Source organism: uncultured Methylophaga sp. (assembly GCF_947259025.1).
GTDB lineage: Bacteria > Pseudomonadota > Gammaproteobacteria > Nitrosococcales > Methylophagaceae > Methylophaga.
Map to the genome: position 1 here is coordinate 75,155 of NZ_CAMYKO010000005.1, position 26,482 is coordinate 101,636.

Genomic DNA, 26,482 nt, shown 5'->3' on the forward strand with positions numbered 1-26,482 from the left:
AGGTTCAGCGGCGTGAGCATTCGGGGGTATTTTAAGGCTTCGGGCCTGGATTGCTTCGCATACGCTCGCAATGACGTGAGCCAGATAGGTCGCGGGTTTGAGATACATCACATTCCATCACGCGACACCACTACACAATTAACCTCAAATAAAACTAAAAGTCGGCAAAGCCATACTCCCCGTCATTGCGAGCGTGAGCGAAGCAATCCAGTCCTAACATTAACGACGCAGAGCAGGACTGATTGTCTTCCCCGATATCAACAGCTATAGCCCGCAAAAAACCATTCTTCAGTCATTGCGAGCGGCAGCGAAGCAATCCAGTCCCAACATTAACGACGCAGAACAGGACTGATTGGTCACTCCCCGCTACCAGCAGCTATAGCCCACAAAACCATTCTTCCGTCATTGCGAGCGCTAGCGAAGCAATCAAGTCCCATCTTCAAGCACACAGTGCATGCTTTGATGAATCGCCCAGTCTATGAACTACATGACAACATCGAACAACCAGGCTTATTCCTGGCCCAATCCGGCCGTTTAGCGGCGTACTCATGGTATTGCGGCTGTTCATCATAAGGCCGACGCATCACTTCTAATAATTCATTGACCAGTGAATAATCGCCTTGTTCCGCTTTATCAATCGCCAATTGCGACAGGTAATTGCGAAGCACGAACTTGGGGTTGACCCGATTCATTTTTGCCTTGCGGGTTTTATCATCAACGCCGTCGTCTTTCACGCGCTGCAGATAACGGCGGATCCAGGCCACAAACTCGGTCTTGTCGGTTCTGTTCAGACTCTCCGGTGCGTAGAAAGCGACCATCAACGGAGCCAGCAGGGTGTCTTCGTCAGCATCAATATCTTTTACGCTGACATCAGCCAGGTGACGGTAGAACAGCGTCATATCTGTCTCAGTAAACTGCATAACCCGGTTAAGTTCCTGGTTCAGCTCTTCGTCTTCCGGCTTGAACTCGGCCAGGCCCAGTTTGTCAGCGCGCATCTGCTGCCATTTATCGGTATAGACCGTGACATAGTCATTCAGAATATCGCGCAAGGCCTCGGCGTCATCAATCAAGGGGTAAATCGCATTGGCCATTTGCAGCAGGTTCCATTGCGCGATTTGCGGCTGGGCGCCGAAACGATAGCGGCGGCCGGTGGCATCAGTGGTATTGGGCGTCCAGTTGGGATCGTAATCATCGACCCAGCCGTAGGGGCCGTAGTCGATAGTAAGACCCAGCACCGAGGTGTTATCGGTATTGAATACGCCGTGGACAAAGCCCACCCGCATCCAGTCCACCACCATATCAGCCGTACGCTCGCAGATTTCCCGGAACCAGTTGAGATAGGTTTCCTTGCCTGGTGCGCCCAGGTGCGGAAAATCAGTTTCCAGCGTGTAATCGACCAGCTTCCTCAGGGTCTCGATATCGCCGCGCGAGGTAAAGATTTCATAACTCCCCAGACGCAGGAAGGAGGGCGCAACACGACAGACTACCGCGCCCGGTTCGTTCTTGGGGCGGCCGTCATAGAACATATCGCGGGTGACCGACTCGCCGGTGGCGACAATGCTTAGCGCTCTGGTGGTAGGAATACCCAGGTGGTACATGGCCTCGCTGCAAAGAAACTCCCGAATGGATGAGCGCATTACCGCCAGTCCGTCGGCCATCCGTGAGTAGGGCGTTTCACCCGAACCCTTAAGCTGCAGGCACCAGCGTTTGCCGTTTTTGTTGATAACTTCACCGAGGTTAATGGCCCGACCATCACCCAGTTGTCCGGCCCAGTTGCCGAATTGGTGGCCGCCATAGCATTGGGCATGCGGCGCCATATCGGGCATCACTTCGTTACCGGAAAACACACGGGTAAATTGCGCGCTCTGGCAATCCGCTTCGCTTAAGTCCAGCTCCTCCGCCATTTCTCTGGAAAAGGCCACCAGTTCAGGGGCCTTGAATTGACGCGGGGTAACGCAGGAATAACAAGCTTCCATGACCTGACGGCGGTGGTTATCGGTTACCGGATCGGCAGGTAATTCTCGAACGAACTTGTTGTCGAAATGAAAGTTAAGCGGCTCGCTTGTTTCCGTTGTGGTTTGTGCTATATGTTCAGTCATAAGCCTTATTACATCAGAATTAGTGTTAACAAAAAACCGGAGAAAAAAGATGTTAATTGGCGTACCCAGGGAAAAGAAGAATCATGAGTATCGTGTGGGTTTGACACCAGCCGGGGTGCGGGAGTTGACCTCGGCCGGACATAAAGTGCTAATAGAGCAGGATGCAGGTGCAGCCATTGGCCTCAGTGATGAAGCATATCAACAGGCTGGCGGCGAGATTGCGGAGACAGCGGCAGCCATATTTGATGCTGCTGAACTGATTGTGAAAGTGAAAGAACCACTGGAGGATGAACGGCGCCAATTACGTTCTGGTCAGGCTTTGTTTACCTATCTGCATCTGGCCCCTGATTTTGAGCAGACCCGTGATCTTGTGGATTCCGGAGCGGTCTGCATTGCCTATGAAACGGTGACCGATGACGATGAGGGACTGCCTTTGCTGGCACCCATGAGTGAAGTGGCCGGACGCATGGCGATTCAGGCTGCAGCCCATGCGCTGGAAAAGACACAGGGCGGCATGGGTGTATTGATCGGCGGTGTGCCCGGCGTTGCACCGGCCAATGTGGTCGTGATTGGCGGTGGTGTGGTTGGCATTAATGCTGCCCGAATGGCCATGGGCCTGGGCGCGGATGTAACGATTCTGGATAAATCCCTTGCCCGGCTGAAAAACCTGGATGAACAATTCGGCCCTCAGCTGAAAACCATTTATGCCACCGCTGAATCGATAGACTGCGCAGTCCTCAGTGCCGATATTGTGGTCGGTGCCGTTTTGCTACCCGGTGCCAGAGCACCCAAATTGATCTCGCGTCAGATGCTGGCCAAGATGAAACCGGGCTCCGTGCTGGTGGACGTATCGATTGATCAGGGTGGCTGTTTTGAAAGCGCCAAACCGACCACTCACGACCAGCCCACTTACCAGGAGCAGGGCGTGATTCACTATTGCGTTGCCAATATGCCCGGAGCCGTGGCCAGAACTTCCACCTTTGCCCTCACCAATGCCACGCTGCCGTTCGTCATGGCGCTGGCCAATAAAGGCATTAAACAGGCATTACTGGATGACCCGCATCTGCTGGCGGGGCTGAATATCTATCAAGGCAAGGTCACTTATCAGGCTGTGGCCGAGGCACATGGTTACGAGTTTGTTAGCCCTGAGTCGGTGTTGGTTTGAACCACAGAGGCACAGAGGGCAGAGTTCTTCACTATCCGCAGATTTCGCAGATGAACGCAGATTGCTGAGAGCAAAACAACCCGGAAAGAGAGACGTTGTACAGACGAACAAGGTTTTAGTTTAACTTTTTGTAATCTGCGTTCATCTGTGAAATCTGCGGAAAGGTTTTTTCATTCACTCTGTGTTCTCTGTGCCTCTGTGGTTATTCCAGAACAGGCTGAAAATCAAACTCCACCGCCGGATTCCAGATACGTTGCCAGACCCATTGCAGGCCCTGACGGCGACTGGGAGCAACCCTGACGCGGTTGGGCGCGGCAGGCTCAATCTCGCGACCATTTTCTTCAGCTAATTTAAAGCGGAAAAAGTAGGCGGGTTCCATGCCCATTCTTAAATCAGTGGCGATGATCTGTTCCCCCTGTTTTTCCAGCTTGAACAGGCCATTGGTAAACCAGTCAATGCGCTGCAAAGCTGGCAGTGACTGCGTTTTGGTAATCAGTTCACCGCCCCGGTCAAAGCGTTTGAATTGCATAGGTTGAGTGGCATCAAACAAAGAGCGGTAACCCTCGTAGTAGTTATCCTTTTCAATTACCAGAATTCGCCACAGGACGGTATTAAAAGCGGTTGCTGACACTTGCATCTGTTCATAGTGGATCTGCTGCTCGGCCAGTGCCTGCCTGGCCTGATAGCTGACCCACTGCTGGGCACTGAAGCCCCAGACGAGATAAAGGCAGCTAAAAGCAAAGCCATAGCGCATGACTTTATTACTGCTTGTGCTCGTGGGCCTCAGTAATATCGCCAGAAACCCGGCCAACAAAGCAATGGAATAGGCCGGATCGATGATAAACACGCTGCCACCTGAGACCGGCGGCGGCATCATTGGCCAGAATAACTGCGTGCCATAAACTGTGAGCGCATCCAGACCCGCATGAGTGGCCAGCACCAGCCAGACCAGCAGCCACCAGGTGGAAAAGGCGAAGGTCTTGTCAAAACGCTGAAGTAGTGCCGCCAACACCGGTGCAATAGCCGTATGCACAAACCAGGAGTGGGTCCAGCTTCGGTGAAAGGTCATCGAATCCAGATCGTTATCGTAGGGAATCATGACATCGAGATCCGGCAACACAGCGATGCCGGCACCCCAGAGCATCGCTTTTCGACGTGATGTCTTACCGCCGACAGCGTAGCCTACGGCGCCGCCCAGTAATGCTTGCGTGATGGTATCCATTGCTTGATATCGTTTGCGCTTGCTCAAATTAAGAAATAATGGGTCTGATGTTCACGGAGTGTTGCGGGAAAAAATTCCCTGTAATACTCTCATTGCTTCTTTTCCTGAGAACCACAACCGCAAGCCAGACATGAAAAAGAATGCGCAACTGAGACAGCCAACGCAAGCAGAAATTCAACCGGTGCTTAATGCCCTCAATGCCGGACAATTGGGCGCCGCCGAGGCCAGCGCCAAAAAAATGCTCAAGCAATTTCCCAACGCTTTTGTGCTGCACAATCTTTACGGCAACGCGCTGGCGGGTCAGAACAAGTTCAAGGAGGCCGTCGAGGCTTTTCGAAAGGCGCTGAAAATTGACCCCACTATCGCCGAGCTGCATTTTAATGTCGGTATCTTGTTGACCAATCTGAACCGCACCGAAGAGGCGATTCAGAGCTATAAAAAAACAGTCAAACTGAAACCTAACCTAGTCGATGCCCACTATAACCTGGCGATTGCCTATCAAAATCAGCGTCAATTTGAACTGGCTGGAAAAAGCTATCAGAAAGCCGTTGAACTGGAACCGGGCTTTTACGAAGCCATGGCCAACCTGGGCGTCGTATTGCAGGAGCAGGGGCAGTTGGTGGAAGCGGTGGACGCTTACCAACGGGCGCTGACCATTCAGCCCGATGCGCAGACCTATTTTAATCTGGGCACGGCATTGAAAAACCAGGGCAAGCTTGGCGATGCCATCGATGCCTACAACCGGGCACTGGAACTTAAGCCTGATTACGCCGAGGTGCACAGCAATATCGGTGAAGTGCTCCGCGATCAGGGCCGTTATGATGAGTCAGTGAAAGCATACAAATACGCGCTCTCACTGGACTCTGAATTGCCCCTGGCTAATTACAGTCTGGCGGTTTATTTCTATGATAGTGGCGATCTGCAGGGCGCACTGGAACATTTCCAGCGCTCGCAATATGCCGACTGGCAGGAGCGATCGTTGTATTGTCTGTATAAAACCGGCCAGTTTGAAGCATTCAAACAGGGGCTGGATGAACTCAAGCGCAGCAAAGATAATTCACCATTTCTGGCGACACTGGCCGGGCACTACGCTGAAAACTTTGGCACCGACAACGATTACAACTTTTGCAAGAACCCACTGGATTTTGTCTTTCACACCGAGATTCCTGAACTTAAAGGTGACAGTCAGCTTCTGAAAGACCTGCTGCAGGATATTGAAACCTGTGATGCCGAAGAAAAGTCTCAGGGCCGTTTGCATAACGGTGTGCAGTCTGCCGGCAATCTGTTTAAGCGGCCTGAAGCCTCATTCAGAAAACTTGCTGAATGCGTGATGCAGGCCATTGAACGTTACCGTAAGACCTTTTCCGGTGAGAACTGCCAGTTTGTCAGAGCCTTTCCAAAAAACACCGAATTCGCCAGCTCCTGGTACGTGCGCATGCGAACCGGCGGGCATCTGACCTCGCATATTCATGAGGAAGGTTGGGTCAGTGGCTCTTTGTACCTCACGCTGCCTAAAAACAAACAGCATCAACATGAAGGCAGCATAGAGCTCAGCACCCACGGCGATGATTACCCTAAGAAGCATGATAAATTCCCCACCAAAACCATCGCTCCAGAAGTAGGCGACCTGGTGATGTTCCCATCCTCGGTGTTCCACAGAACCATCCCGTTCAGCTCCGATGAAGAGCGGGTTTGTATCGCCTTTGATTTAAAACCCGCTTAATTGCCGTCACACTGTGGCCTATGTCTCAAGGCTGACAACAATTGAGAGATTGTTAGGCCAGACAGTAAGCAAGCCCCGTCACTGCGAGGAGCGATAGCGACGAAGCAGTCCAGCCCCCACCTCAGATGAAGTAGTGGGTCGGATTGCCAATAAACTCGGCTTTCAGCATCATAACGCTCACCTTGGGTTTGCTGGTCGATAAATTGTGCCCCTCTAATCAGGGAAGTCAGAGGCGAGGGTGATACACTTCGCTCTCTACCGCCCTGCAATTACGGATAATAAATAAAAAAGGATCACCCATGCCGCCAGCACACCAATCATTCATGTCCCGATGGACACCTGCTGAAATCATGTTGGCCGTCCTGTTTTTGCTGGCACCACTTTATTATCACCCCAATCTGGGCGGCGCCGGACTGAGAATTCCACACAACAGCACCATCTGGCTGGTTGCGCTTGTCTTTATCACCTTTTCGCTGAATAAAGTCATCAAAGCAGAGAGTTTTCAACTACCACGCTATTTCGGCTATCTGGCGGCTTTCCCACTTTTGGTTATTTTGAGTGGCTTTCTTGCTGGAGTTGAACAGCCTTTGAGTTGGCTGTTCAGGATTTTGTTCATTCTCGGTGGTTTCGCTTTTCTTTTTAGTTTGTTCCAGCACAACCTGAAAGCCGGGCGCTGGGATCGCTTGCTACTGATCATCGCTTTATCCGGTTTGATTCATGCTGGCGTTGGCTTGTTGCAAATCTGGCTCAAGCAGGATATGCCATACCTGTTACCGAAATCGCCTGAGGGCATACCCGATGGTTTCTTTCAGCAAGTCAATAACCAGGCAAGCTATTTGGTGACCTGCATCGCCCTGGCTTTTTACCTGGCCTCGAGGCCACTGCTTCAGAATCGCTTGTTGGCATTGCAACTGCTGCTCGCGGTCATGGTACTGGCCAGCAGCTTTATCTTAGGAATATCCGGTTCGCGTATCGGTTTGCTTACACTGGTGATCGCACTTCCAGTGATCTTACTGGCAAGAAAAATACAACTGATTAATAACAAGCGATTCAGTGCTTTGCTTATAGTGGCTGTTATCAGTGGTTTTATGCTTGGCGCAGTACAGAGCGGCGGCAGAGTGCTGGATAAGACTGCTGCTGTTCAGGAAGGTTATACGGGATCAGCCCGACTGGGTATCTACCATATATCCGCTGACCTTTTGGTAGAAGAGCCGTTGTTTGGTCATGGGATTGGCAGCTTCCCACGCGTTTTTCAATATGCCAAACCTGATTTTTATCAGGAACAGCCCGATGCCAAGCTACCCAAGGAAAAAGTCGGTCACCCACACAATGAACTGCTGCAATGGATGGTAGAGGGCGGCGTTACGGCTTTACTGGGGATATTAGTTGCTACGATTGGCGTATTGCTGGCTTTAACAAAGTCAGGAGGCAGTCGTGGCTGGAGTTATTTCGCCCTGTTACTGCCACTGAGCTTTCACACACAGGTTGAGTTGCCATTTTATATGTCAGCGATGCACTGGCTGGCGTTTATGATTCTGCTGGCAGTGCCACTGAAGCTATTCTCCACTCAGCGGAATAACCTGATGACGGTTTATGCCAAAAAACTCTCGGCTATCAGCTTACTGGTGATCAGCCTGATTTTGATGGCAGCTCTGGCTCACACGATTCGTGCTAATTGGGACTTTGTATCTTTTTACAAAGGCCAGCAAAACGAGGATCCGTTACCGATAGCTAAAAAGAACCCATTTCTGTCCGAGCAGGCACAATGGATAGATATGAGTGCCATGATGTATTCCAGCATGCAATACGATTTAAGAGAGAATGTGGCGTATTATGCGCAATGGGGTGAGCAGTTATTGGAAACCAATCCTGATATCGATTTATATGCCAAGTTATTGGATGCTTACGAGTATCTGGATAAAAAAGCAGCCTACTGTGAGACAGCCCGAGAGGGCAATCTGATATACCCCCGGTCTGAAAAAATGCTGCAAGCACTAAACTATTGTCAAAACTGACAATCTGCGTCACATAATGACGCTTGTCCGCAGGTTTTATTTTAAGTGTTTACCTTAAGTTGATGATATATATTGTTTTTAATTTCTGGCACGCTTATCGCTTTTGTTAAGACAGCAAATTTTGAGTTTGCTGTTTTATTCACAAGGAGTCATACAAATGAAACAGGTACAACAAGGTTTTACATTGATCGAACTGATGATCGTTGTGGCGATTATCGGTATTTTGGCAGCGATTGCATTGCCCGCTTATCAGGATTACACAGTTCGTGCAAAAGTCCAGGAAGGCACAAGCCTCTCTGCTCCAGTAAGAACAGCAATTGGTATCGCATGTAGTGAAGGTACAACCTTTGCAAGTGCTGACAACAATGCCTTTGATTTACCAGCTCCAAGCGATTACGCAAACGCAAGTGACATGGTTTCGCTTGTCACAGTTGGTTCAGGCGGCGCATCTCAGGCCACAGTAACAATTGAGTACGCTGGTGCCAGCGCTCCAACCCAAATCAGTGGTGGTGAAGTAATCTACACTGGTGATTGCTATAGCACTGGCATGCAGTGGAGTATCACTGGTAATGGTGTTGCTGATAAGTATTTACCTAAAACATCAGCTGGTAATTAAACAATTAATTAAGATGGTTTGATAGATAATCATACTTAGATAATTGTGTGAAAAAAGCCTCGGATTAATCCGAGGCTTTTTTATGTGCTGTTTTGAAAGTTTATGAATGAATATCCACAAAGGCACAATGTTCACTGTGAAAATAATTGTTTTGATTGGTGCGTGAGAGTTTCTCCGCACGGGGAGAATCATGGATAGTTTTTTACGGGTTCCTGAGTCTGTGGCTTGAGTTCTGAGTTATTTCACCCGCATCCCCGGTTGAGCACCATCATCCGGACTCAGAATAAACAAGTCTTTTCCACCCGGCCCAGCGGCCAAGACCATTCCCTCTGACAGGCCAAAGCGCATCTTACGTGGTGCGAGGTTAGCCACCATCACAGTGAGTTTGCCTACCAGATCTTCAGGCGCGTAGGCAGATTTAATACCAGCAAAAACCTGTTTTTCATCCAGACCGATATCCAGAGTCAGTTTCAGTAACTTATCGGCGCCTTCAACATGTTCGGCATTCACAATTTTGGCAATACGCAGGTCAATTTTGGCAAAGTCATCAAACTGAATCTCATCGGCGATCGGGTCGATGCCTTTGGCTTGTTCAGTTTTTGCCTTGGGTTTTTGCTCGGCGGCCATGGCTTCTTTTGAGTCACTGACAATAGCGTCGAGTCTATCCTGCTCAATACGGGTCATCAGCGGTTTGAATTTATTGATCTGATGGCCCAGTAGTGGGGTAGCAATATCAGACCATTGCAGCGGTTCAATATTGAGGAAGGCTTCAGCTTGTTCGGCAGTACGGGGCAGAACTGGTTTCAGGTAGGCAATCAATACTCGGAACAGGTTGATGCCCATGCTGCAGATAGCCTGGACTTCATCTTCTTTGCCCTCTTCCTTGGCCAGCACCCAGGGCTTCATTTCATCAATATAGACATTGGCGCGGTCTGCCAGCGCCATGATTTCACGCATGGCCTGACCGAATTCGCGGGCTTCGTAGCGTTTGGCGATGGCTTCAGCCTGGTTGCTGAAATCAGTGAACAGGCCGGGTTCGGTCAATGTGTCTGTGAGCTTGCCATCAAATCGTTTACTGATAAAACCGGCACAACGGCTGGCAATATTGACGACTTTGCCCACCAGATCAGCATTAATGCGGGTCTGGAAGTCTTCCAGGCTCAGATCAATATCATCAATGCCGTTACCCAGTTTGGCCGCGAAGTAATAGCGAAGGTATTCCGGGTTGAGATGATCCAGGTAAGTGCGGGCCTTGATAAAGGTGCCACGGGACTTGGACATCTTTTTACCGTCCACGGTGAGAAAGCCATGGGCATAAATATTATCAGGCTGACGGAAGCCGGCCCCTTCCAGCATCGCCGGCCAGAACAGGGCGTGGAAATAGATGATGTCTTTACCGATAAAGTGCACCATTTCGGTGTCACTATCCGGCTTCATAAATTCATTAAAGTCGATGCCTTCACGCTCGCAGTAGTTTTTAAAGCTGGCGAGATAACCAATCGGCGCATCCATCCACACATAGAAAAACTTGTTGTCAGTGTCAGGAATTTCAAAACCGAAGTAGGGCGCGTCACGTGAGATATCCCAGTCCTGCAAACCACTGTCGAACCACTCTCCCAGCTTGCGCGTGACTTCCGGCTGCAGGTGATCGCTATGCGTCCATTCCTGCAAGGTCTTTTCAAAGTCGCCAAGTTTGAAAAAGTAGTGTTCGGATTCTTTAGTAATCGGGGTGGCTCCTGAAACCGCTGATACCGGATTTTTCAGTTCAGTCGGTTCGTACGTAGCACCACAGGCTTCGCAGTTATCACCATATTGATCGGCAGCACCGCACTTGGGACATTCACCACGAATAAAGCGATCCGGCAGAAACATTTCTTTCTCCGGATCGTATGCCTGGCTGATAGTGCGGGCTTCAATATGCCCGGCATCTCGGTTGGCCAGGTAAATCTGACTGGCCAGCGCCCGGTTTTCATCACTGTGAGTGCTGTGATAGTTGTCAAAATCAATCGCAAAGTCGGCAAAATCAGCCTGATGTTCTTTACTGACATCGCTGATGAGTTGCTCCGGCGAAATGCCTTCGTTTTGGGCCCGCAACATGATCGGGGTGCCGTGAGCATCATCAGCGCACACATAATGGCATTCATGCCCACGCATTTTCTGGAAGCGCACCCAGATATCGGTCTGAATATATTCCACCATATGGCCCAAATGGATGGAGCCATTGGCATAGGGCAGGGCGCTGGTAACCAGAATTTTTCTTTGCATGAGTGAATGATTTTTGCGGTTGGGAAAAGTCACAGAAGATACCAGAAATCAGTGTCTGGCACCATGTGGTGAAGCTAGTTTGAGGACAGGGAGAAGTGATTAATGGAATGCGGGGTTACATGATTGTAATGCAGGAAATTTGAATCGTTAGTGGCTGATCTACTCTCAAGAGCCCGGACTGGATTGCTTCACATGCGTTCGCAATGACGGTGGAGACGCTTTTTATGTCGGCTGATGTCTTTCGGATATGACATACAGTGCCATGGTTTTGGGCTGCACATTGTATGTGAGCTACTTGAACCACAGAGGCACAGAGGGCACTGAGAAATCATTAATGGAATACTGGATTACATGATTGGAATGAAGGGGTTTTGAATCTTCAGTGGCTGATTCACTCTCAAGAACCGGGACTGGATTGCTTCACTGCGTTCGCAATGACGACAGGTCTGTAAAACAGTTTCAAATGCTGATTCAAACTTGGTCATTGCGAGGAACGAAGCAATCTAACCATCTTCAGGCTGAAGCACTGGCTCAGGACAGCGTTAAGTCTTTTTGCAAAAGACCTCTGTGCTCTCTGTGCCTCTGTGGTTGGTTCCGGGTTAGGATCTATTTCACTTTCAAGAGCTGGGACTGGATTGCTTCACTGCGTTCGCAATGACGACAGGTCTGTAAAACAGGTTCAAATGGCTGATTCAAATTCGGTCATTGCGGGGAACTAAGCAATCTAAACATGTTCAGGCTGAAGCTCTGGCTCAGGACAGCGTTAAGTCTTTTTGCAAAAGACCTCTGTGCACTCTGTGCCTCTGTGGTTGGTTCAGCGTTAAAATCTATTTCACTTTCAAGAGCTGGGACTGGATTGCTTCACTGCGTTCGCAATGACGATAGGTTAGTAAAACAAATTCAAACATTGATTCAAACTCGGTCATTGCGAGGAACGAAGCAATCCAGTTGTGTTCTTAGTGTGGCAGCAGGTCATTTTGATCGAACCAATTTTCCTGTAGAGGGCTCTGTGCCTCTGTGGTTGATTCAGCGTTAAAATTTATTGAAAGTGGCTCGGGTTTAGTCTAGATTGGAAGCTATAACTCTTATATAAGACTTGCAGATCGTGAGGGAATTGATGGAGCTGAAGTTACACGACATACACGCTGATTCTATTGAGCTGGCGCTTGATAAGGCCCGTCAATATCGTTCTCTGCTGGAGCCGGAAATTGCGGAGAGTATTTGCCTCGATATTCTGCATATTGATGCGGAGAATCAGCCTGCACTGGTCGTTTATATTTTGGCGCTGAGTGATCAATTGCATCATGCCGGCAAGAAAACCCAGGTCCAGGCGATTGAAATGGCAATCCAGAAGTTGCAGAGTCGCTACCAGCAATTTTATTACACTGGGCTGCTGCACGAACGACGTGCACGCTTCATGCTGACTCAAAGCATGGCAAGAGTATTTGCCTATGATTATTTTATTGAGGCACTGCAGTTTTATCAGAAAGCGGAGAAGATCCGGCCCGAACACAACGATGAATCCATCTTGCGCTGGAACAGTTGTATCCGCACCATTGATAAAGAGAAACTGAAACCCCGACCGGATAGCAAAGACGTGCGACTGGACATGGAAAGTTAAATGCTGCTTCAACTGCAAAAACGCTCAATGGCGCTGGCAGGTACGGTGATGACTGCCTACCTGATATTTCATATGCTGAGTAATCTCAGTTTTTTCTCTGCACCGGCGTTCGAACGCTTTTATGACTTTTATAATCAGCCCTGGGTGCGCTGGCCGTTATTGTTGCTGGTGCTGCTGAGCTTGGCCATCCATGTCAAAGCGGCTTTGGCCATTCGCATCAAGAATGCCAAAGCACGGCGGGTGGGCTACAAAAAACACGATAAACTGCATGTGCCGGCAGCGCTGGTATCGCTCAGTGTGGCGTTGCTGTTACTGTTCATTGTTGTGCATATCGCTCAGACCCTGATGCTTGACACGAACCACGTCCGGGCCGCCATGCTGGACTGGTTCAGCGCTACCTGGATGTTGCTTTTCTATCTGGCAGGCTTGTTTATTCTGGCGATGCATTTACAACATTCGCTAGTTAATGTGCTGCAGACACTGGGTATCAGTTCCAGGATGTACCAAGTTTTGATTATCAGTGGTGTTGTTCTTTTAACTGCAGGCTTTGCCTCGGTACCGGTTTACATTTGGATCACAGCATGAGTGAGTTTGAGCTGGAAAGTCACGCCCCCAAAGGGCCGTTACAGGATCGCTGGAAGCAGCATAAATTCAACTCTCGGGTGGTCAGCCCGGCCAACCGCAAGAAATACACGGTTATCGTAGTCGGCACCGGACTCGCAGGCGCATCAGCAGCGGCGTCACTGGGTGAAATGGGATACCGGGTCAAAACCTTCTGTTTTCAGGACAGCCCGCGCCGTGCTCACAGTATTGCCGCTCAGGGTGGTATCAATGCTGCTAAAAATTACCAGAACGATGGCGACAGCGTCTGGCGCTTGTTTTACGACACCATCAAAGGCGGGGACTTTCGCGCCCGTGAATCCAATGTATTCCGGCTGGCAGAACTGAGCACATCCATTATCGACCAGGCTGTTGCGCAGGGCGTACCCTTTGCCCGGGAGTACTCAGGCTACCTGGCCAATCGCTCTTTTGGTGGCGCTCAGGTGTCACGAACCTTTTATGCCCGAGGTCAGACCGGCCAGCAGTTATTGCTCGGTGCCTATCAGGCAATGAGCCGACAGGTGGCGGAAGGCCATATTGAACACCGTTCGCGCTGTGAGATGCAGGAGCTGATCATGGATGGTGAACGGGCCATTGGCATTATCACCCGTGATCTCGTCACAGGCGAGCTGGAAAGCCACCTGGCGGACTGTGTGGTGTTGTGCACTGGCGGTTATGGCAATGCTTTCTACCTGTCAACCAATGCCAAGGGCTGTAATACCTCTGCGATCTGGCGCGCCCACAAAAAAGGCGCCTTATTCGCCAACCCCTGTTTCACCCAGATTCATCCGACCTGTATTCCACAGCATGGCGAGCTGCAGTCCAAGCTGACTCTGATGAGTGAGTCGTTGCGTAATGACGGCCGTGTATGGGCCCCGAAAAACAAGGCAGACTGTGATAAGAACCCGGAAGACATTCCGGAGCAGGACCGAGATTATTTTCTGGAGCGCATGTACCCTTCTTTCGGCAACCTGGTACCTCGGGACATTGCCTCACGAGCCGTCAAACTAATCTGTGATGAGGGCCGAGGTGTCGGCGCTGAAATCGACGGACAGAAGCTGGGTGTCTATCTGGACTTTGCTGATGCCATTAAAAACCAGGGGCTCGATGCCGTGCGCGAGAAATATGGCAATCTGTTTGAAATGTATCAGCGCATCACGGCGGAAAACCCATACCAGACCCCGATGCGGATTTATCCGGCCGTGCACTACACCATGGGCGGCTTATGGGTGGACTACAATCTGATGACCTCGGTTGATGGTCTGTTTGCCGGCGGCGAGGCTAACTTTTCTGATCATGGGGCTAATCGCCTGGGCGCCAGTGCTCTGATGCAAGGGCTGGCAGATGGCTATTTTATTTTGCCGACCACCGTTTCCGATTATCTGGCCCGGCACCAACCCATCAAGCCGGAACAACATCAGCAGCAAGTCACCACTGCGATGCAGGAGGCGCAATCACGCATTGATCAACTGATGAACGCGCCTGAACCGACAAAGACACCGGATGAGTTTCATCGCCAATTGGGGCAGATCCTCTGGCATGCCTGTGGCATGGCCAGGGAAAAAAACAGCCTGCTGAAAGCGGTAGAGCAAATCAAGACTCTGCGCGATGAATTCTGGCAAAAGCTGAAAATCACTGGCACTGCAGCGCAATTAAACCAGACCCTGGAGCGGGCAGGTCGGGTGGCGGACTTTTTCGAACTGACCGAGTTGATGTGCCTGGATGCACTGGAACGTGAAGAGTCCTGTGGCTGTCATGCCCGTGAGGAGCACCTGACTGATGAGGGTGAGGCGCAGCGCAATGATATGGACTATTCCTTTGTCGCGGCATGGCAGTACAGCGGTGACGTCAGCAATCCCGTTCTGTTGCGCGAATACCTGCACTTTGATTTCGTTCGACCCAGCATAAGAAATTACCAATGATATTCAAACTCAATATCTGGCGACAGGACAGCTCCGAAGCAGAGGGCTTTTTCGAGGCGCATCAAGTCGATGCCAGTGAGGATTCTTCTTTTCTGGAAATGCTGGATGCGCTCAATGAGCAACTGATTGTTGAAGGTAAAGACCCGGTGGCCTTTGATTTTGATTGCCGGGAAGGGATCTGCGGCTCCTGCAACCTGGTGATTAACGGCACGCCGCACGGTAAACAGCGTGCCACCACCAGTTGTCAGCAATATATGCGCGATTACGTTGACGACAAGGAGCTATGGATCGAGCCCTGGCGGGCCACGGCTTTTCCTGTCATTAAAGACCTGATTGTCGACCGCACGGCGTTTGACCGTATTATTCAGTCCGGTGGTTATGTGCCTATCAGAACCGGTTCGGCTTGTGAAGCCAACACCTTGCCGGTTGAGAAAGAGGTCGCTGATGCTGCCTTTGATGCTGCAACCTGCATTGGTTGTGGTGCCTGTGTGGCCGTGTGTCCCAATGCCTCGGCTACTTTGTTTGTTGCCGCAAAAGTCTCGCATCTTTCGACTCTGCCTCAAGGGCAGATCGACAAAAAGCGGCCCGCCAGAATGTTGCAGGCGATGGAAAATGAGGGGTTTGGCAGTTGCAGTAACTACCGTGAATGCGAACGCGTCTGTCCCAAAGAAATCAAAGTTACCACCATCACCACCATGAACCGTTTGCTCTACCGGCAAAGCTAGCGCTATAGTCTGAGTTTTGTGAAAAACTGAAGTACAAGGAGTTGGTGAATGGAGTTTGCCCTGGCGGTTGCTGTGTTGCTGGTGCTGGTCGTAGCCTTGCTACTGATAAGGCGTCGTAAACAACAGCAACAACAAGCCGAAAAAACGCCGGCTAAACCCGTCAAACCCTACGCTGCGGTTAAAATCAGACCGATTAAACATCACGCCTGTGATGCGGCTTATGAAGCCTCATATAAAATCTTTCTGGTCAGGGAAGCACCGATTCTGCCGTTAAGGGACTGTAACCGGCCTGGTCAGTGCCGTTGCAGCTACGTGCATTACGATGATCGCCGTCATGGTCGCAGACGCTCAGCCAATATCCAGACCCATGACCTGCATATTGAAGGATACCCTACTGATCGCGAGCGTCGTCAGGGCAGGCGACGGGGCCGCCGAAAAACAGATTAGACAATACCAACCCCTTCATTGGTCGCTATGGCAGACCACACAGCATCGCACTCCTGATAAGATGGTGATAAAGCGTTTTATGCTAAAAGTCACGGGCAGAGGCAAGGAACTGAATCAAAGCATGACTGACAAAACCGCTGACATTTCGACCGCCAGTCTCACCGTTGGTTGGCGTGAATGGCTGTCATTACCCGATCTGGGCATTAATGCGATTAAGGCCAAGGTAGATACCGGTGCCAGAACCTCGGCGATTCACGCGTTTGAGGTGGATCCGTTTGAAAAAGACGGTAAACCCTGGGTGCGTTTCGGCCTGCATCCCAATCAGAATGACAGCGAGCATGTCATTTGGTGTGAGGCCGAGGTCATTGATGAGCGCAATGTTACCGACTCGGGTGGTCATACCGAAAAGCGCTTTGTGATTCAGACCCACTTGCAACTGGCAGACAAAATCTGGCCGGTGGAGGTGACACTAACTAACCGCGACAATATGCTGTTTCGCATGTTGTTGGGCAGAACAGCCATGAAGGCTGGCAATATCCACGTTAATCCGGCTAACTCGTTTCTGGCCGGTCCCCGGCCACAGGAACCGGAAGCGCAGTTGCAAGAAGATATCCTTGATGGAGAAAGTGAATGAAAATAGCCATCCTGTCGCGTAATGCCAAGCTCTACTCGACCCGCAGACTGATTGAAGCCGCCGAAGCCCGTGGGCATGAAGTGCACGTGCTGGATGTGTTGCGCTGTTATATGAATATCACCTCACTCAAGCCCGAAGTGCATTACAAGGGCCAGGTGTTAACTGGTTATGACGCGGTGATTCCCCGTATCGGTGCTTCGGTAACATTCTACGGCACCGCTGTGCTGCGACAGTTTGAGATGATGAGTGTGTATCCACTCAACGAATCGGTGGGCATCAGTCGTTCACGCGATAAGTTACGTGCATTACAGCTATTGTCACGCAAGGGTATCGGCTTGCCGGTCACTGGCTTTGCTCATCGGCCGGATGATGTCGATGATTTGATCAAAATGGTTGGTGGGGCACCGCTGGTGATTAAACTGCTGGAAGGCACGCAGGGCATCGGTGTGGTGCTGGCCGAGACCGAGAAAGCTGCCGAGAGCGTTATCGAGGCATTTTTGGGCATGAATGCCAACATCCTGGTACAGGAATTTATCAAGGAAGCCGGTGGTGCCGATATCCGCTGCTTTGTAGTCGGTGACAAGGTGGTGGCGGCAATGAAACGTCAGGGTAAAGAGGGCGAGTTCCGCTCCAACCTGCACCGTGGCGGCAGTGCTAACCTGATTCGTATTACACCGGAAGAGCGCGCTGCGGCAGTGCGCGCCGCCAAAACCATGGGCCTCAATGTCTGCGGCGTCGATTTGCTGCGTTCCAACCACGGGCCCGTAGTGATGGAAGTGAATTCCTCTCCTGGTCTGGAAGGCATTGAAAAAGCCACCGGTAAGGATGTGGCCAGTATGATCATCAGTTTCATCGAAAAAAACGCCAAGCTGGGTAAAACCCAGACCCGCGGCAGAGGTTAGGCATCAAGCTCATGGCTGAATCGCTGACGATTGCCGGGCAGGAAATCAAACCCGGCGAAAATCGTATTATTGAGGTGCCGCTGCCCGATCTTTATATGCACACCTCTTTAACGATGCCGGTACAGGTGATCAATGGCCGTCGTAAAGGGCCGGTATTATTTGTCTCTGGCGCCGTTCACGGTGATGAAATTAATGGCGTTGAAGTCATTCGCCGCCTGCTGAAAAGCAAAGGGCTGAAAGGTCTGCGCGGCACTCTGATTACCATTCCCGTAGTGAATGTCTATGGCTTTCTTAACCAGTCACGCTATTTGCCCGATCGTCGTGATCTGAACCGCTGCTTTCCGGGCTCCGAGCAGGGCTCGCTGGCTGCGAGACTGGCACACAGTTTTATGACCGAAGTGGTCAGCCAATGCACCCACGGTATCGATCTACATACTGCCGCGATTCACCGCGATAACCTGCCGCAGATACGGGCTGATTTGAGCAGCCCCGGGGTCGAAGAGATGGCCCGGGCCTTCGATGCGCCGGTGATTGTGAATTCGGGGCTGATTGAGGGATCTCTGCGGCATGCAGCACAACAGGCCAATGTGCCGATCATCGTGTTTGAAGCCGGTGAGGCGCTGCGCTTTAATGAGTTGGCGATACGTGCCGGTCTCAAGGGTATTCTGGCAGTGATGCGTGAGATTGGCATGCTGGCCGCCAAGCGCCAGCGTGTGAAAAAACGCGATCCTTTTGTTGCCCGCTCTACGGCATGGGTCAGGGCACCGCAAAGTGGCATTTTCCGGACCCTGGTGCCGATGGGTGCCAGTGTCAATAAAGGCGATCTGCTGGGAATGGTGTCGGCACCCTATGATAAAGATAATGCCGAGTCAGAAGTGTTTGCCAGCACGGCCGGTATTGTTATTGGCAGAACCAATATCCCGCTGGTCAATGAAGGGGAAGCGCTGTTTCATATCGCCCGCTTTAACAAACTGGAAGAAGTCGCTACCAGTGTCGAAGCCTATCACTCGGATCTGGACCCGGCTACAGATACTTCAATGCCGGAAGAACAGCCCATTATTTGATTGTTTTGCAGACACAAAAAAACCTCATGGGAAAACCCATGAGGCCGTAAAGGGAAAACATAAAACTTGTTATCCTTGTCGCGAAGCAACGTCCCACCAAATTTTATGCTGACGCCAGCTTACGTCAGCCCCCGGTGAGCTGTTACCCCTTTTTTTAGGGGGTAGCCGGAAAGGTCAGAATCAAGCGACAACCGCCACTGCTGATTTTTTCGATATTCAGGCTGCCACCCAGCTTTTCAGCCCGTGATTTCATATTGCGTATGCCGAGGCCACGGCTCATCGCTTCAGTATCAGGGTGGAACTCACCGTTATCCTCAATTTCAATAAGAAAGTCCTCTTGCTGTTGCCCGGCGCGGAAGCGAATTTCGCCAGCGCCCGAATGCTTGAGGATGTTGGTAAAAGCTTCCTGCAGGATTCTGAGTAAATGCAGGCCGGTCTGTGGTTTGATCGACAAGGAATCGGCCTCCGGGGCAACCAGCCAGTCCAGTTCAATATCAAGCGGTTCCAGCCTGCGGCTGGTACGATATTTAAAGTCAGCGAGCAGAGAAGCCAGCACATTATTCTGCATGCTGAGCGAGTGGATGATCAGCCGCAGATCATTAAGACTCTCGGTCAGCATGGCGTGAATGTTTTCTTTCACAGCCGAGTCCTGTTCACGTTCCAGCATCGCCAGAGAGGCGACCAGCTGACCGCCGATACCATCATGCATGTCACGCATGATCCGTTCACGTTCTTCCAGAATGGCTTTGCTGCGCTCCAGGTCAATGGTTTCCTGGCGCTGCTGAGCCAAAGCCTGATTTTTCTCGGACAGCTGTTCTACACTCTCATTCAGGGAAGCGGTGGCGGCGTTGATTTTCTGTTGCAGTTCAGCATCGTTTTGCTCCAGCGAGGCAATCACATCGTTAAATGTCCGCTGGAAATTGCGCAGTTCGCCACTGCCGTTTTCTTCGACGCGGGCGGTGAAATCTTTTTGTTCCAGTCTTTCTGCCGTAGTCATCAGCGAACTGATGGCCTCATTCAGACGTCGGCTGAACAGATATACCAATAACAGGCCCAGTGCCAGTGCCACCAGGGCAATGCTCAGCACCTTGATATAAGCGCTGAAGCGTTGTGCCTCAGCGCTATTGTCAGTAAAGCCGATATCAACGCTGCCCAGTGGTGCCCTCACTGCTGCCGGGGCGGAAAAGTCGTCCAGATCCGGGGCTTGGGAAAAGACCGGACTACTGAACTCGCGAAGTCTCCCCTTGTCATTGCCGTTGTTCTCGGTCAGTAATAATTGTCCCGACACGTCAACGAAGCGAATGTAATTAAGATCATGCGTTTTGATCAGCAGGTCGGCCACCTCCTGCAAGGCATCAACATCACCGGTATAAAGCGGAAACTCGGCCATCACTGCCGCCTGATCGGTGATGCTGTCACCACGTTTGATGACTTCGCTTTCAATACTGTCCAGCACATCAAACAGGATAAACAACGAGACCACCGCGATAGTCAGTAGCAGCGGCAGAATCGTGATCAGCAGTAACTGTGTTTTCAGCTTAGTCGCGAACATTGTTTTGCTCACCTGCGGTCATGGATTCGGGAAGAGGAATGTTCAGAGCACGCGCAATATTCTTGTTGTAATCAATGCTTAAGCGCGGGTAAAGGATCCCTTCCTGGGTGAGTCTTCCCTGATTGTTTTGCCAGCCGATAATCTGCTGCGCGGTGGTGTGTGCGATATCTCTGAGGCTGGCATAGACGGATACCAGCGCACCGGCTTTAAGAAAGCTTTGTGAATAGCCGACCACCGGCACGTTGTATTTATAGCTCTGGTACAGCATCCACTTGGCGGTTTCCCCCGACCAGATGCGTGAATCACGTAGCGCGATTAATGCTCCGGCATTAAACAACGCCTGATCGATAATCTTGGCGGGTTCGGCTTCTGCCTCAATAACCAATACTTCCAGCTCTACACTGTCGGGAATAGTGAGCTGATCTATCTGTAAGCGCATTGACTGGTTTTCTTCAGAAACCGCGATCACCAGTTTATTGTGATAGCGCCCCTCAACAATATCGACAGCAGAGTCGAGCAGAGTCTGCAGAGGCTGATCCAGCATCACCGAAGCCCAGTGTTTTGCCTGTGGTTCGGGCAAGGCCATGTGATTGATATAACTGTAGAGTTGGCTGTGCTCGGAGTAGCTTTGGCTGACATAGCGGGTCGCGGCTTCACCCACGGTCACAAGCAGATCATCCGCGGCGGGTTGGAAGGACTGGAATGGCTTTAACAGCCTGACTGTAACAGGCGGGGGGGCATCTTGTTGTTCTAATTCAGCCTTAATATCGCTGGCAGCCTGCAGGTGGGAGTCGCTGTCGGCAGACAGAACGATATGCACTGAGCCCGCATGAACCGGGCTCAGTACAGTGAGTAGCAGAAAAAAGACTGCCAGTAATCGTGTCACTTAGAAGTTGAGGTAAGTAACACTGAAGTAATAGCGAGGTTGGAATTCAAGCAGGTAATTATCGTCATCATCCTGTTGAAACTCGCTGTATTTCTCATTGCCAATATTTTGCCCTCCTAGCTTAAATACCAGTTCCTGTTTACCTGCCAGCGGCACGCGTTTAATGATGGAGGCATCCACCCTTGTGTAGGAGTCCACCTTGTCGCCCCGGTCGAACCATTGCATGGTGCCGACATGATAAAGGCCGACATTGAACTGCCAGTTATCCACTGTTTTGGCAGCGAGGATACCGTAACTTTTCCTGGGTGCACCACTGTGCAACGAGACAATATCAGTGGCTGGATTCGGCGGTGGCTCGTTGATTTCTTTGATATAAGTGCCAGTTTCATGACCCCGATTGAAATGAAAACGAATGAAACTGTCTTTCTGTGGCCGGTAGAGAATTGAGCCTTCAACACCATACATCTGTGACTGGGTGACATTGCCAAGACGTGTTAAATCACCACTGAGATCCCCGACGCCGGGGTCTTCGTCATTGTAGAAATCAATGATGTTGTCATATTCTTCTTTATAAGCACGGATTTCCCAGCTCAGCGGGAAGTTTTGCATGCGGCCCACATAACCGATATCCAGGGCTTTAACCCGCTCAGCTTCAATACCGTTATCGCCCAGATAGACCGCATCCAGTGGCACGCCGGTTTCTGAATAGATGGTCAGGTCAAAATTTTCTTCCAGCAATGAGGGGATGCGGTAAGCCTTGGAATAACCAATACGGATCGACTGTGTCTCCTTGATATGCCAGGTCAGGCTGAGTCTGGGCGAGAAGTGGGGTTCGTCAGTGCGATTGATTTCGTAAAAGCCACCGGCATTCGCGGTGAACTTATCACCCAGTGGCACCTGGACATTACCGAAGGCTCGAAAGCTGGTATTGGAGACCGAGTCTTTGTCCGGGAAGAAAGATTCACTTTCCATCGTGTCATAGCGGCCGCCGAAGCCGACCACGTATTGCAGGCCACTATCCAGAATTTCGCTGTACTGCAGTTCCAGATCACTGCGGTGGCTTTTATAAGTGCGCTCACCGGCTTCGACTCTTTGAAAAGGGCTGCCGACATTTTCGACATTATTGTTGTAGAACTCTATTTCCGCTACTGAAGATTCGAGTACCTGCCACAGCGGGAATGACCCGGTCATATCATCTTCTTCGCGGAAGTTATGATAAAAATTTAACTTGATTTCCTGACTGTCACTGATCAGGTGATCCCAGCGAAAATGGGCTGAGATGGCATCGGTATCGCGGCTGCGATCATAGAAACTGGTGGGGTTACCCGGATCAATCGGTGTCATGCCAGCTTCACCGGAAGTGGCGCTGAAATGCGTAAAAAAGTTGTTGCTGGCATTGTGACGATAGCGGCCGGTCAGCGCGACATCATGAAAATCGCGGCTGTCCAGGTAATTATCGTAACCATCATGATCACGGGTAGCGGCACTGAGGCGGTAATTGAGCTTCTTATATTCACCGCTGTGACGCAGCAACAAGCGGCGTTCACCTTCATTGCCGTAACGAGCACCGAGTTCCCATTCATTATCGAGCTCAGGCGCTTTGGTAATCACATTAATGGCACCGGCGAAGGAGTTGGCACCATAAGCGGAGGCTGCCGGTCCCCTGACGACTTCGATGCGCTCAATATCTTCGATCTGGATCCCCAGCGTGTTCCAGTCAATCGCCGAAATGGCGTTGGTATAAGTCGAGCGACCATCAATCAATAGCTGCATACGGTTGGGATATTCCCAGCCGTCACCGTGATTGATGACGGCATGCGTACCGCCATCAGCATGCGCCACCTGAAAGCCAGGAACCAGGCGAAAAATGTCGGCAACATCGACAAATCCGCTTGCACGGATCATAGCGCTGTCGATGACCGTCACCGCCGAGGGCGATGACAGCACGGACTGGGTCAGTCGGCTGGCGCTGGTAATCACGGGCAACTCACTAAAAAAATCTTCCTCGAACTCGTCCGACAGGACGTACTGGGGTGTAACTCCGAGCATGATGGACAACAGCAGGGGGCGACTTGTTATTCTCATTGTCATCTACCTTGTTTTAGATGATTCCCAGGAGCGTGGCTTCGCTCACGGCTTGCATCTTATTTTTCACTGACAGTTTTTTATAAACGTTGGAGACGTATTCCCTTACAGTGTAATAAGAGAGATCCAGCATTTTGGCTATCTCTTTAGAGGTGTATCCCTTGCTGACCAGCAGCAATACCTCTTTCTCGCGCGGGCTGAGAATGCTCGCCGAGGGTTTGGCTTCTTCGGCAGAGGAGTCAGAAATGGACAGTTCGTTGAGCAGGTAACGGGCGATACTGGGACTGATAGGTGCACCGCCTTCCACCATCTGAGCGATGGCTTCGTTGATGTCCATGAAATCATCATCTTTGAGAAGGTAGCCCGAAGCACCGGCTTTCAGCGCTTCGATAACATGATAACCATCACCAAATACTGTGATCACAATAGCAAGCTGGGTTTTCACCGCAGGCAGATTGATGAGCTTGATAAGATCGACGCCATTACCGTCCGGCAAATCCAGATCAGTCAGGAGAATGTCAGGCGGGGTGTCACGGATAAAATCCAATGCTTCGGTGTACGTGCTGACCGAACCACTGAGGTCAAACTGACCACCATTATTAATCGCATCTTCGAGGCGATGACGGGTGGCTTCAGAGTCTTCGACAATCAGTATGGTCTTCATTTATCCGTCTTGGTCGCTATCTTTCACGGTACGCAAATGACCACGTGAACAGTCAGCACCGTGTCGCTCATCGTGACTTGAGAAAATCACGTTTCAGGTCACTCTAGGTTATCAGTAGGCAAGGATATCATTATCCCCTCAGTTGAGGGGAGGTAGCTGCCGCCAGCTATCACTGGGCAATGATTTCGTCATGCTGCAGGTGACACTGAAATGGCGTTGCCATAAGTCTGTAAAGTGACTGATGTAATAGTTGTAATTATTCTTTGCTTTTTTAGCTTAAACTGGTGAAAATCGCGGTTTTATTGACCGCTCAGGAAATGCCGCCGATGCAAAATCACCTCTCCTCAATGCTGGATAATGACCTGGACTTGAGTGCGGAGTGGAGCGCCCAGCACAGCGCCCGACTGTATGGCGTGCGCGACTGGGGCAGTGATTACTTTGATGTCTCCGAGCAGGGTGATGCGGTGGTATCGCTGAAGTTCGGTGACAAGCAGATCCAGGTACCGATTATTGATATCGTTCAGGGCATGCGTGAGCGCGGCCTGGATATGCCGGCCGTGTTGCGCATTGAGAACCTGCTGGATCTGCGCATTACCCAGATCAATGAAGCCTTTGCCAAGGCGATTGAAGAATCCGGCTACCAGAACCATTACCGTGGTGTGTTCCCGATCAAGGTCAATCAGCAATGCCACGTTATTGAAGAAATTGCCGATTATGGCAGCCGTTACCATCACGGGCTGGAAGCGGGCAGCAAGGCGGAGCTGATCATCGCTTTGTCACAACTGCGCGATCATGACAGCCTGATAATCTGCAATGGCTACAAAGATGAAGAGTTCATCGAACTGGGCTTGTATGCCCGGCAGATGGGCATCAAGTGCTTTTTTGTGCTGGAAACAGCGATGGAGCTGGATACTATTCTGGAGCGCAGCCGCGCGCTGGGTATTGATCCGCTGATCGGCGTACGCATTCGTCTCGCCTCGATGGTCGAAGGGCACTGGAATGAGGACAGCGGCGATCGCTCGATTTTCGGCCTGTCCACGGCGGCATTACTGACCGTTGTCGATAAGCTGAAAAAAGCCGATATGCTGCATTGTCTGCAGTTAATGCACAGCCACCTGGGCTCGCAGATCCCCAATATCCGCAATATCCGTAGCGGCGTGATGGAGTCCTGCCGTTTCTATGCCGGTTTGATTGAGGAAGGGGCGCCCATGGGCTACATGGACCTGGGCGGTGGTCTGGCGGTCGATTATGAAGGCGCGCGGACCAATAGCACCCACAGCATGAACTATGGGCTGGATGAATACTGCATCAATATTGTGGAGACTTTGCAGGAAAGTCTGGACCCGCTGGATATTCCCCATCCGGTGATTATTTCCGAATCGGGCCGGGCGCTGGTGGCTTATTCTTCGATGCTGCTTTTCAATATCCTCGAAGTGCGCGAGCACAAGCCGGATCCGATCCCCGAGCAAGCGCCCGAAGACAGTCATGATCTGATTGTGAACCTGTATTCGGTCATGAATAACGTGGCCGTGGAAAACCTGCAGGAGTGCTATAACGATGCGCTGTATTACCGCGACGGCATGCGCGAACTGTTTCATCTGGGGCAGGGCACGCTGCGCGACAGAGCGCTGGCAGAAAATCTGACGCTGGCCATTTTGGAGCAGATATCCAATCTGCTGCCCCAGGCCAGACGGGTGTCTCAGGAGCTGACGGTCTTACCCGAACTGCTCTCCGATATTTATTACGGCAACTTCAGCCTGTTCCAGTCGCTACCGGATATCTGGGCCATCGACCAATTGTTTCCCATCATGCCGATACACCGCCTGAACGAGGCGCCAGTGCGTGACGGGGTACTGGCTGATATGACCTGTGACTGTGATGGCAAGATCGATAACTTCATTTCTCCTGACGGCGTGCGTAAAACCCTGCCGTTGCATCCGCTGAAAGCCGGAGAAGAGTATTACGTCGGTGTGTTCCTGGTCGGGGCTTACCAGGAAACGCTGGGCGATCTGCATAATCTGTTCGGCGATACCAATGTGGTCAGCGTGCATATCAATGAAGATGGCAGCTTTGATTTCCGCCGTGAATTTCACGGTGACAGCATTGCCGACGTGCTCAGCTACGTGGAATATGACCCCAAGCTGATGCTGGAGCAGTTCCGTCGTATTGCCGAACAGGCCGTGCGTGACGGCAGGATCTCGGTGCCGATGCGGCAGCAGATGCTGCGTGCTTTCCGTGAAAGCATGCATGGTTACACATTCTTCGAACGCTAATT

The 26,482-nt window shown here is 51.1% G+C and carries 20 protein-coding genes; 13 read left to right on the top strand and 7 right to left on the bottom strand.

Going from position 1 to position 26,482, the window contains the following annotated elements; genetic code table 11:
* Window positions 1–476 precede the first annotated feature (476 nt).
* On the bottom strand, window positions 477–2,099 hold the full coding sequence (locus Q0X64_RS06345; protein ID WP_297810106.1) for a protein adenylyltransferase SelO: 1,623 nt from the start codon (window positions 2,097–2,099) through the stop codon (window positions 477–479).
* A 49-nt stretch (window positions 2,100–2,148) separates the two neighbouring features.
* Here Q0X64_RS06345 and ald point away from each other — a divergent pair, with 49 nt between their 5' ends.
* On the top strand, window positions 2,149–3,264 hold the full coding sequence (gene ald, locus Q0X64_RS06350; RefSeq protein WP_297810109.1) for an alanine dehydrogenase: 1,116 nt from the start codon (window positions 2,149–2,151) through the stop codon (window positions 3,262–3,264).
* 202 nt (window positions 3,265–3,466) lie between these two features.
* Here the strand turns inward: ald and Q0X64_RS06355 are convergent, their stop codons facing one another.
* Window positions 3,467–4,486, bottom strand: coding sequence for a metal-dependent hydrolase (locus Q0X64_RS06355; protein ID WP_297810112.1), 1,020 nt, complete (start codon window positions 4,484–4,486; stop codon window positions 3,467–3,469).
* Window positions 4,487–4,616: 130 nt separating this feature from the next.
* On the opposite strand from Q0X64_RS06355, the gene Q0X64_RS06360 reads away from it, so the two are divergent.
* From Q0X64_RS06360 to Q0X64_RS06370, 3 genes are all read left to right on the top strand, one after another.
* Window positions 4,617–6,209 (top strand): tetratricopeptide repeat protein, encoded by a 1,593-nt coding sequence (locus Q0X64_RS06360; RefSeq protein ID WP_297810115.1) that lies wholly within the window; start codon window positions 4,617–4,619, stop codon window positions 6,207–6,209.
* A 350-nt stretch (window positions 6,210–6,559) separates the two neighbouring features.
* Complete coding sequence (locus Q0X64_RS06365; protein ID WP_297810118.1) at window positions 6,560–8,224, top strand: O-antigen ligase family protein; 1,665 nt, start codon at window positions 6,560–6,562, stop codon at window positions 8,222–8,224.
* A gap of 157 nt (window positions 8,225–8,381) precedes the next feature.
* A complete protein-coding gene (locus tag Q0X64_RS06370; protein ID WP_297810121.1) occupies window positions 8,382–8,840 on the top strand; it encodes a pilin in 459 nt (152 codons plus the stop codon).
* A 237-nt stretch (window positions 8,841–9,077) separates the two neighbouring features.
* Here the strand turns inward: Q0X64_RS06370 and metG are convergent, their stop codons facing one another.
* Complete coding sequence (gene metG, locus Q0X64_RS06375) at window positions 9,078–11,105, bottom strand: methionine--tRNA ligase (RefSeq protein WP_297810124.1); 2,028 nt, start codon at window positions 11,103–11,105, stop codon at window positions 9,078–9,080.
* A gap of 1,117 nt (window positions 11,106–12,222) precedes the next feature.
* Between metG and Q0X64_RS06380 the strand changes: the two genes are divergently transcribed.
* The 8 genes from Q0X64_RS06380 (at window position 12,223) to Q0X64_RS06415 (ending at window position 19,020) form a co-directional block, all read left to right on the top strand.
* Complete coding sequence (locus Q0X64_RS06380) at window positions 12,223–12,726, top strand: hypothetical protein (RefSeq protein WP_297810127.1); 504 nt, start codon at window positions 12,223–12,225, stop codon at window positions 12,724–12,726.
* Entirely contained in the window at window positions 12,727–13,311 is a 585-nt protein-coding gene (locus Q0X64_RS06385; protein ID WP_297810130.1) for a succinate dehydrogenase, read from the top strand.
* The gene (locus Q0X64_RS06390; protein WP_297810133.1) at window positions 13,308–15,248 is read left to right on the top strand and encodes a fumarate reductase/succinate dehydrogenase flavoprotein subunit; all 1,941 of its coding nucleotides are present in this window, start codon (window positions 13,308–13,310) and stop codon (window positions 15,246–15,248) included. The genes Q0X64_RS06385 and Q0X64_RS06390 overlap by 4 nt, the downstream gene beginning before the upstream one ends.
* Entirely contained in the window at window positions 15,245–15,973 is a 729-nt protein-coding gene (locus Q0X64_RS06395) for a succinate dehydrogenase/fumarate reductase iron-sulfur subunit (RefSeq protein WP_297810135.1), read from the top strand. The genes Q0X64_RS06390 and Q0X64_RS06395 overlap by 4 nt, the downstream gene beginning before the upstream one ends.
* Before the next feature lie 48 nt (window positions 15,974–16,021).
* Window positions 16,022–16,420, top strand: coding sequence for a hypothetical protein (locus Q0X64_RS06400; RefSeq protein ID WP_297810138.1), 399 nt, complete (start codon window positions 16,022–16,024; stop codon window positions 16,418–16,420).
* A 121-nt stretch (window positions 16,421–16,541) separates the two neighbouring features.
* Window positions 16,542–17,054, top strand: coding sequence for an ATP-dependent zinc protease (locus Q0X64_RS06405; protein ID WP_297810141.1), 513 nt, complete (start codon window positions 16,542–16,544; stop codon window positions 17,052–17,054).
* Window positions 17,051–17,956, top strand: coding sequence for a 30S ribosomal protein S6--L-glutamate ligase (rimK, locus tag Q0X64_RS06410; RefSeq protein ID WP_297810144.1), 906 nt, complete (start codon window positions 17,051–17,053; stop codon window positions 17,954–17,956). The genes Q0X64_RS06405 and rimK overlap by 4 nt, the downstream gene beginning before the upstream one ends.
* Before the next feature lie 11 nt (window positions 17,957–17,967).
* Window positions 17,968–19,020, top strand: coding sequence for a succinylglutamate desuccinylase/aspartoacylase family protein (locus Q0X64_RS06415; RefSeq protein ID WP_297810147.1), 1,053 nt, complete (start codon window positions 17,968–17,970; stop codon window positions 19,018–19,020).
* A 154-nt stretch (window positions 19,021–19,174) separates the two neighbouring features.
* On the opposite strand, the gene Q0X64_RS06420 is transcribed toward Q0X64_RS06415, so the two are convergent.
* Genes Q0X64_RS06420 through Q0X64_RS06435 form a run of 4 tightly spaced genes read right to left on the bottom strand, consistent with a single transcriptional unit; the run spans window position 19,175 to window position 24,207 of the window.
* Window positions 19,175–20,572, bottom strand: a complete 1,398-nt coding sequence (locus Q0X64_RS06420) for an ATP-binding protein (RefSeq protein WP_297810150.1) — start codon at window positions 20,570–20,572, stop codon at window positions 19,175–19,177.
* Complete coding sequence (locus Q0X64_RS06425; RefSeq protein ID WP_297810153.1) at window positions 20,559–21,458, bottom strand: hypothetical protein; 900 nt, start codon at window positions 21,456–21,458, stop codon at window positions 20,559–20,561. Before Q0X64_RS06425 ends, Q0X64_RS06420 begins: the two co-directional genes overlap by 14 nt.
* On the bottom strand, window positions 21,459–23,543 hold the full coding sequence (locus Q0X64_RS06430; RefSeq protein WP_297810156.1) for a TonB-dependent receptor: 2,085 nt from the start codon (window positions 23,541–23,543) through the stop codon (window positions 21,459–21,461).
* A 16-nt stretch (window positions 23,544–23,559) separates the two neighbouring features.
* Window positions 23,560–24,207: a response regulator transcription factor gene (locus Q0X64_RS06435; RefSeq protein WP_297810158.1), complete on the bottom strand. Its 648-nt coding sequence runs from the start codon at window positions 24,205–24,207 to the stop codon at window positions 23,560–23,562.
* A 326-nt stretch (window positions 24,208–24,533) separates the two neighbouring features.
* Between Q0X64_RS06435 and speA the strand changes: the two genes are divergently transcribed.
* Window positions 24,534–26,480, top strand: a complete 1,947-nt coding sequence (gene speA, locus Q0X64_RS06440; protein ID WP_297810161.1) for a biosynthetic arginine decarboxylase — start codon at window positions 24,534–24,536, stop codon at window positions 26,478–26,480.
* Window positions 26,481–26,482 lie beyond the last annotated feature (2 nt).

Coding starts and splice junctions, on each gene's coding strand:
- Q0X64_RS06345 (WP_297810106.1), bottom strand. CDS start 2,099: ATGACTGAACATATAGCACAAACCACAACGGAAACAAGCGAGCCGCTT.
- ald (WP_297810109.1), top strand. CDS start 2,149: ATGTTAATTGGCGTACCCAGGGAAAAGAAGAATCATGAGTATCGTGTG.
- Q0X64_RS06355 (WP_297810112.1), bottom strand. CDS start 4,486: ATGGATACCATCACGCAAGCATTACTGGGCGGCGCCGTAGGCTACGCT.
- Q0X64_RS06360 (WP_297810115.1), top strand. CDS start 4,617: ATGAAAAAGAATGCGCAACTGAGACAGCCAACGCAAGCAGAAATTCAA.
- Q0X64_RS06365 (WP_297810118.1), top strand. CDS start 6,560: ATGTTGGCCGTCCTGTTTTTGCTGGCACCACTTTATTATCACCCCAAT.
- Q0X64_RS06370 (WP_297810121.1), top strand. CDS start 8,382: ATGAAACAGGTACAACAAGGTTTTACATTGATCGAACTGATGATCGTT.
- metG (WP_297810124.1), bottom strand. CDS start 11,105: ATGCAAAGAAAAATTCTGGTTACCAGCGCCCTGCCCTATGCCAATGGC.
- Q0X64_RS06380 (WP_297810127.1), top strand. CDS start 12,223: ATGGAGCTGAAGTTACACGACATACACGCTGATTCTATTGAGCTGGCG.
- Q0X64_RS06385 (WP_297810130.1), top strand. CDS start 12,727: ATGCTGCTTCAACTGCAAAAACGCTCAATGGCGCTGGCAGGTACGGTG.
- Q0X64_RS06390 (WP_297810133.1), top strand. CDS start 13,308: ATGAGTGAGTTTGAGCTGGAAAGTCACGCCCCCAAAGGGCCGTTACAG.
- Q0X64_RS06395 (WP_297810135.1), top strand. CDS start 15,245: ATGATATTCAAACTCAATATCTGGCGACAGGACAGCTCCGAAGCAGAG.
- Q0X64_RS06400 (WP_297810138.1), top strand. CDS start 16,022: ATGGAGTTTGCCCTGGCGGTTGCTGTGTTGCTGGTGCTGGTCGTAGCC.
- Q0X64_RS06405 (WP_297810141.1), top strand. CDS start 16,542: ATGACTGACAAAACCGCTGACATTTCGACCGCCAGTCTCACCGTTGGT.
- rimK (WP_297810144.1), top strand. CDS start 17,051: ATGAAAATAGCCATCCTGTCGCGTAATGCCAAGCTCTACTCGACCCGC.
- Q0X64_RS06415 (WP_297810147.1), top strand. CDS start 17,968: ATGGCTGAATCGCTGACGATTGCCGGGCAGGAAATCAAACCCGGCGAA.
- Q0X64_RS06420 (WP_297810150.1), bottom strand. CDS start 20,572: ATGTTCGCGACTAAGCTGAAAACACAGTTACTGCTGATCACGATTCTG.
- Q0X64_RS06430 (WP_297810156.1), bottom strand. CDS start 23,543: ATGAGAATAACAAGTCGCCCCCTGCTGTTGTCCATCATGCTCGGAGTT.
- Q0X64_RS06435 (WP_297810158.1), bottom strand. CDS start 24,207: ATGAAGACCATACTGATTGTCGAAGACTCTGAAGCCACCCGTCATCGC.
- speA (WP_297810161.1), top strand. CDS start 24,534: ATGCAAAATCACCTCTCCTCAATGCTGGATAATGACCTGGACTTGAGT.